The 5,063-nt window shown below is 32.9% G+C and carries 8 protein-coding genes and 2 pseudogenes; 3 read left to right on the top strand and 7 right to left on the bottom strand.

Annotated elements, in window-relative coordinates:
- Positions 1-357 precede the first annotated feature (357 nt).
- Complete coding sequence (locus tag AQR02_RS22250; protein ID WP_054942602.1) at positions 358-594, bottom strand: hypothetical protein; 237 nt, start codon at positions 592-594, stop codon at positions 358-360.
- Positions 595-632: 38 nt separating this feature from the next.
- The gene (locus AQR02_RS22245) at positions 633-1,637 is read right to left on the bottom strand and encodes a hypothetical protein (RefSeq protein WP_054942601.1); all 1,005 of its coding nucleotides are present in this window, start codon (positions 1,635-1,637) and stop codon (positions 633-635) included.
- A 155-nt stretch (positions 1,638-1,792) separates the two neighbouring features.
- On the opposite strand from AQR02_RS22245, the gene AQR02_RS22240 reads away from it, so the two are divergent.
- The gene (locus AQR02_RS22240) at positions 1,793-2,176 is read left to right on the top strand and encodes an ASCH domain-containing protein (RefSeq protein ID WP_054942600.1); all 384 of its coding nucleotides are present in this window, start codon (positions 1,793-1,795) and stop codon (positions 2,174-2,176) included.
- Positions 2,177-2,183: 7 nt separating this feature from the next.
- Positions 2,184-2,720, top strand: coding sequence for an ATP-binding protein (locus tag AQR02_RS22235; protein ID WP_054942599.1), 537 nt, complete (start codon positions 2,184-2,186; stop codon positions 2,718-2,720).
- A gap of 29 nt (positions 2,721-2,749) precedes the next feature.
- Here AQR02_RS22235 and AQR02_RS33155 read toward each other — a convergent pair whose 3' ends face one another.
- The 5 genes and pseudogenes from AQR02_RS33155 to AQR02_RS35195 all read right to left on the bottom strand — a co-directional run.
- Complete coding sequence (locus AQR02_RS33155) at positions 2,750-2,905, bottom strand: hypothetical protein (RefSeq protein ID WP_209444253.1); 156 nt, start codon at positions 2,903-2,905, stop codon at positions 2,750-2,752.
- Positions 2,853-3,248 (bottom strand): annotated as a pseudogene (locus AQR02_RS31545) (recombinase family protein). The gene AQR02_RS33155 and the pseudogene AQR02_RS31545 overlap by 53 nt, the downstream one beginning before the upstream one ends.
- A 71-nt stretch (positions 3,249-3,319) precedes the next feature.
- Positions 3,320-3,499, bottom strand: a complete 180-nt coding sequence (locus AQR02_RS35635; RefSeq protein ID WP_425340022.1) for a SymE family type I addiction module toxin — start codon at positions 3,497-3,499, stop codon at positions 3,320-3,322.
- 2 nt (positions 3,500-3,501) lie between these two features.
- The gene (locus AQR02_RS35200; protein WP_280818658.1) at positions 3,502-3,669 is read right to left on the bottom strand and encodes a recombinase family protein; all 168 of its coding nucleotides are present in this window, start codon (positions 3,667-3,669) and stop codon (positions 3,502-3,504) included.
- A gap of 15 nt (positions 3,670-3,684) precedes the next feature.
- Positions 3,685-3,963, bottom strand: a pseudogene (locus AQR02_RS35195) (recombinase family protein); the annotation flags it as partial.
- A 192-nt stretch (positions 3,964-4,155) separates the two neighbouring features.
- Here AQR02_RS35195 and AQR02_RS22220 point away from each other — a divergent pair.
- On the top strand, positions 4,156-5,013 hold the full coding sequence (locus AQR02_RS22220) for a hypothetical protein (RefSeq protein WP_054942596.1): 858 nt from the start codon (positions 4,156-4,158) through the stop codon (positions 5,011-5,013).
- The last annotated feature ends 50 nt before the right edge of the window (positions 5,014-5,063 follow it).

The raw sequence follows: 5,063 nt of genomic DNA, 5'->3' as shown, positions 1-5,063 counted from the left end.
TTTGCTACAACAGATATAAAAATAAAAAGCCGCTCCAGCTTATTTAGCAGGAAGGGCTTTATAAACGTAGTTAGAGTGAAATTAATGGATACAAGTTCTTTTTTTTTCGAAGATTTTCTTCCAAAAATCCGTTATAAACATGTTCTTCCGTTGAGTTAACATAATAGTTTTTAACTACTTGAGATAGTTTAAATCCAAAGTATTCTAGAAGTGGATTGAATTGATACACCTTACTATTTGACACTGTAATTATTGGACTATCGGTTTCAAGTATCTCTAAGCTTTTTTCGAGGAGTATTTTACCTAGTCCATTTTTTCTATACTTAGGAGATATTCGAATAGTGCATATTTTTTTTTCTATTTTAGTTTTTTTAGAATAGATACCCCTGAAAGTACTTGGTTATTGTATGCCATAATTATGTCCCGGCTACCTTTTTTTAATTCGGGTATTACCTTGGAGTAATACCAATTATCAAAACCTGGGTATTCTCTATTCAATGTAATTAATGAGTTATAAACATTTTCAACATGAAAATTAAGCTCTTTAGGGCTACTTTTGAAATCAGATATTAATATTAGACTGTTGTTATTCACTGGCTTCACCACCTTAAGTAATAATTCGCTATATAGTATTAGTTTCCTTCACGATTTGTGAAAAAGTTATTAATAAAACCACCCAAAGGCTCTGTAATGTGCTCTTTTATGGGGTCAGTAACTAAGTTATATATTATGGAAAGAATACCCAATGTAATGAGGTATATAATAACTTTTCTTAATGTCGACCTTTGAATTTTAAGTTTAACCAATGAATTATGTGATGAAACATCTTTAGCTTTCCAATGATAAGCAAGGATATTCTCTAAATCGTATTCCTCTTGTGTGTAATTATTCCAAATATCTTCTAATTGACGACAAGAATGGCCCTCTCCAGTGGAAATAATTTCATCTTGGGCGTTAGTCATTAAAAGAAAGTGAAGTTTTTCAATTTTGAACTCACCTTCTTCTTTAACTTTTTCAGACATAGACCTCTCATATAATCTTTTCTCATTGAATCTTAAGTCGACAACTTCTGTATATGCTAAAGCACTTTCAAATATCGAGCTTGCTTTAATTCTTTTAACCATACTGTTTAGAGCTGGAGAGTTAATTCTAAATCGATAGTAAAGAGGTTTATTTTTGGTTTTTAACTCTTCGGGTATTTTTATCGTAATCAAAGAACCACCGAATTTCTCCTCTATTGCACAATCTTCATTCTGTATGTCAAGCAAATATATAATAAACTCATCTGTCTCACCTTTGTTAATTAGAATTTGCTTAGGTTCTGTACCAATTTCAACTGTATAATCCTTATTGAATACTCCAATGATAAGATTTGTATGGTTTAAGAAAAATTCGCCTAGATCTAATATCTGTTCCTTATTAATTGTATAAGGTAAGAATATCTTTATTTCACTTACTTGACTAATTTCTGAGACTTTTAATCCAAAGTCAAGCAACATATAATTGTTTTCTGAATAGTTAAATAACTTAAGAAACCTATTTTTTCTTTTAGGTAGCTTCCACAAATTTATATGAACGTCAAGTTTTGGGACGGCAGATAGATCATTGTTCTTACACCAAATCGCATAGCTTTTCATATTATTAACTCCCTTAGAATCATATATTATGTAATTTGATATAATACATATACGTATGATTGACTACCGATTAAAACCTGTCCTTAAATTATTTATGATAATGTACAATTTAAATAGAGTCAATAAATTTCGTACTGAAGGGAATAGATGAAAATATGAAAGTTCTATTATCAATTAAACCGGAATTTGTTAAGAAGATATTTAGTGGAGAAAAAAAGTATGAATATAGGAAAAGTATTTTTAAAAGGGAGGTCGAATCTATTTTGGTATACTCTACTAAGCCGGTAGGGAAAATTGTCGGAGAAATCTTCATAGAGGAAATACTGATTGACGAACCAGAATCAATCTGGAAGGCTACAAGCGAACACTCTGGAATTAGTTATAACTTCTTCCGAGAATACTTTGAAAATAGAAATAAAGGATATGCCATAAAAATAAAAAAAGCTATATTATTTGATATTCCAATAGATCCTTTCCAGGATGATAAGAATTTTAAAGCACCTCAATCATATTGCTATATTAAAGAAAGAAGGGAATAGATAAATTATGAGAAATATTATATTCGTTGCAGGAATACACGGGGTAGGTAAAACCTCTTTTTGTAAAGAGATATCGGCACAATATAATATTAAGTCATTCTCTGCAAGCCAGCTCATTTCTAGCAAAACAAATATTGACTATTTTGAAAACAAAAAAGTCTCAAATATTGATGAGAACCAAAATATATTAATTGAAGCAATTAAAGAGCTTCGATTGCATAATAATTTATTTATTCTTGAGGGACATTTTTGCTTGCTAGATAAGCATGGTGTTATTAGCCGAATACCTAAGTCGACTTTTTTTAGCCTTCAAATTAAAGGGATAATAGTTCTTTCAGCGCCTATTGAAATTATATACTCAAGATTAAAAAATAGAGGTACAGAAGTTGTTAGTATAAGTTTTCTCAAGAAATTTTTAGAAGAGGAAATGATATACTCTCATGAAATCTCCAATATTCTAGACGTCCCTTACATCGTACACAATGATATAAACCCAACAAAAGAAGGTCTAGAATATTTCCTTCATGAGATAATTAAAAAATAGCAATTGCTGTGAATCGGCAAAAGTCCCCTTCAAGATACCGCATCATTCTGTAGTATAAATAAACTCGCAGGAGCCTGTTTGCGCATCATTCTAACGGAGGCCCCTGCCGCCGTTTCGGCAGAAGGGGCCAGTTCAAAAAAATGCTGTTGCACCTGCGGGTTGAATTCCAGTTCTATGCTTCGCATGTCCTTCGGGAAACCGAAGTGAATCTGCCTGATGACGCTCTGGAAGAACAAATTGATCGACCAGTATTAGTAAGTCATTCAGATTTCTCGATAGTCTAGATATCTTCCAGACTAACACAGTATCGAATCTTCCTTTTTCGCAATCTTTCAATAATCGTTGCAGTTCAGGTCGATCAGTATTTTTTCCGCTCTTGCCATTATCAATTTATTTTTCTGCTACGATTAGACTGTACATATCACAATATTTTCTTAGCGTTACTTCTTGCGCTTCTAAGCTGTATCCTTCTTTCGCTTGTTCTTCTGTGCTTACTCGAATGTAAAGAGCAGCTCTTGTTTTCTTCATTTTGTAGTTGGTCTGCATTAGGGAATTATATTAGGCCGATTGAAATGTTAAACAATTTGCTAGATCGGCTATTATTCTTCGCTCTTCAAAATCTTAATTCGCAATTCCCCTTGATTTTCTTCAATTTCAACCCTGCATCTAATAGAAAACCCCAGAACATTCAGCCACTTGCCCTGAATTCTGATTGGAGGTATTTTTTGGTTATTCACGAACGCACTGGAGACCTTCAGGAGTCGCTTTTTCTTGTCCATAGTCATGAGCTCGTCTTTCTTTTCTGTTCTCGATGCGCTTGAACTTTATTGAACAATTGCCTGGACACTATTGCTGGAATAGCAGCTTTAACCTGTATTTGATTCTTTTCCTTCTTGCCATCATAAGTGAGTAAGCCAGTGTATGCTGTGTTTCGAAAAATATAGCATATCGAAGTCCTTGAAGTATCAAAGTTTTCAGAGTCGCTTATGAATGCAATACTCTGTGGCTGAAAATCATCTTCGATCATAATCAGCAAATTCTTCAAGTGACGATGTATTCTGTCTGATTTGAAAACGACAATAGCATCTATTTCGTTTCTCTTATCACGAGCAAATTCATGCATTTTAGCATATTCGATTCTTTCGTCAATTTTAGAGCCAGACTTTGATTCATCGACAAAAATCTCTTTTAATTTCCAATCCCGACTGGTACAATATGCCTGTATTCTCTTTTTCTGTTCTGATACTGAAGTATTATCTTACTGCGAATCAGAACTAATACGGACGTAGCCAACAACAGTTTTAATAGCTTGCTTATAGGGTTACCTCCTGAAAGTAATTTCCTTACAAATCATGTGGAGATCGTACTTAGCAGGCTATTATTTGTACACATAAATTGCTATTTGGACAATCATACTATATCAAGGGGATTACCGATGAAAAGAGTAGAGTTTCTAGAAATATTAACGAGAGATAGAAAAATAGCTGCGAAGTTGCGTAGGAGAGCGATCAGTAAACGAATAGTTGCAATCGCTATGATTCTATTAGGTTTGTTAGTGATTTATACACTGATTCAGTCTCTCTATTGGGGGGTATTTCTAGGAAACGACAAGAAAAACTATTGGGGCATGATATTTATTGGGGGTTGGTTTATTTCGATAATTGGATTAGTGATTACCGATAGCTACAACCCATTATCAAGACTGGGGAATTTTAATAATCAGTTCTTTGTATTGATAGAGTTAGTTATTTCTGAGATTGAAAAGAACAAACGATTATCTTACAAATTTAATGAATTGCTTTTGCTTTTTAAAAGGTATTTATACAAAATGGACACTCATGCAAAATCTCTATACATATTTGAAAGTAATGAGATTACTTTAGTTACCTCAAAACTAGCAAATATTCCAAGCAGCAAGTTTCGAAGTATAATTGAGCATAACAAGGATCTGAGTCTGGGGTTTTTCACATCATTAAACAGCCTATACGAATGCAAAATAAACGAAAGACCTTATAACGAGAATGAGTATGAATTGCTAGTACAATACATAGACCAGATTAACAACTACGAACCGGTTAAACCAAGTAAGGCTAAGCGAAATTTCCAACTACTTGAAATTATACAAAGAAAGAAAAAGATAGTTATAATTTCCCTTATTGTTATATTTGGATTATTTGGCCTAGCCCTAAAGTTACTGGGTATGAGTGATTCAAAGTATATTGATTTTTTCATGTACACAATAACGATCATTAGTGCTATTTTAACGGTGCTCTCATTAAGAGATAAAGACTAACTGTCCTTATAATTAGAATTATTTAGACAAAAAAATGCTACACGTACGTA

This window comes from Paenibacillus ihuae, from assembly GCF_001368795.1.
GTDB classification, from domain to species: domain Bacteria; phylum Bacillota; class Bacilli; order Paenibacillales; family Paenibacillaceae; genus Paenibacillus_AQ; species Paenibacillus_AQ ihuae.
Note: the sequence above shows the minus strand (reverse complement) of the source record. Positions and strands in the feature narration are given on the sequence as shown.

What these genes read in the sequence shown, in the direction of transcription:
- AQR02_RS22240 (WP_054942600.1), top strand. Translation starts at nt 1,793, where the DNA reads ATGAAAGTTCTATTATCAATTAAACCGGAATTTGTTAAGAAGATATTT.
- AQR02_RS33155 (WP_209444253.1), bottom strand. Translation starts at nt 2,905, where the DNA reads ATGCGAAGCATAGAACTGGAATTCAACCCGCAGGTGCAACAGCATTTT.
- AQR02_RS22220 (WP_054942596.1), top strand. Translation starts at nt 4,156, where the DNA reads ATGAAAAGAGTAGAGTTTCTAGAAATATTAACGAGAGATAGAAAAATA.
- AQR02_RS22235 (WP_054942599.1), top strand. Translation starts at nt 2,184, where the DNA reads ATGAGAAATATTATATTCGTTGCAGGAATACACGGGGTAGGTAAAACC.
- AQR02_RS22245 (WP_054942601.1), bottom strand. Translation starts at nt 1,637, where the DNA reads ATGAAAAGCTATGCGATTTGGTGTAAGAACAATGATCTATCTGCCGTC.
- AQR02_RS35635 (WP_425340022.1), bottom strand. Translation starts at nt 3,499, where the DNA reads ATGGACAAGAAAAAGCGACTCCTGAAGGTCTCCAGTGCGTTCGTGAAT.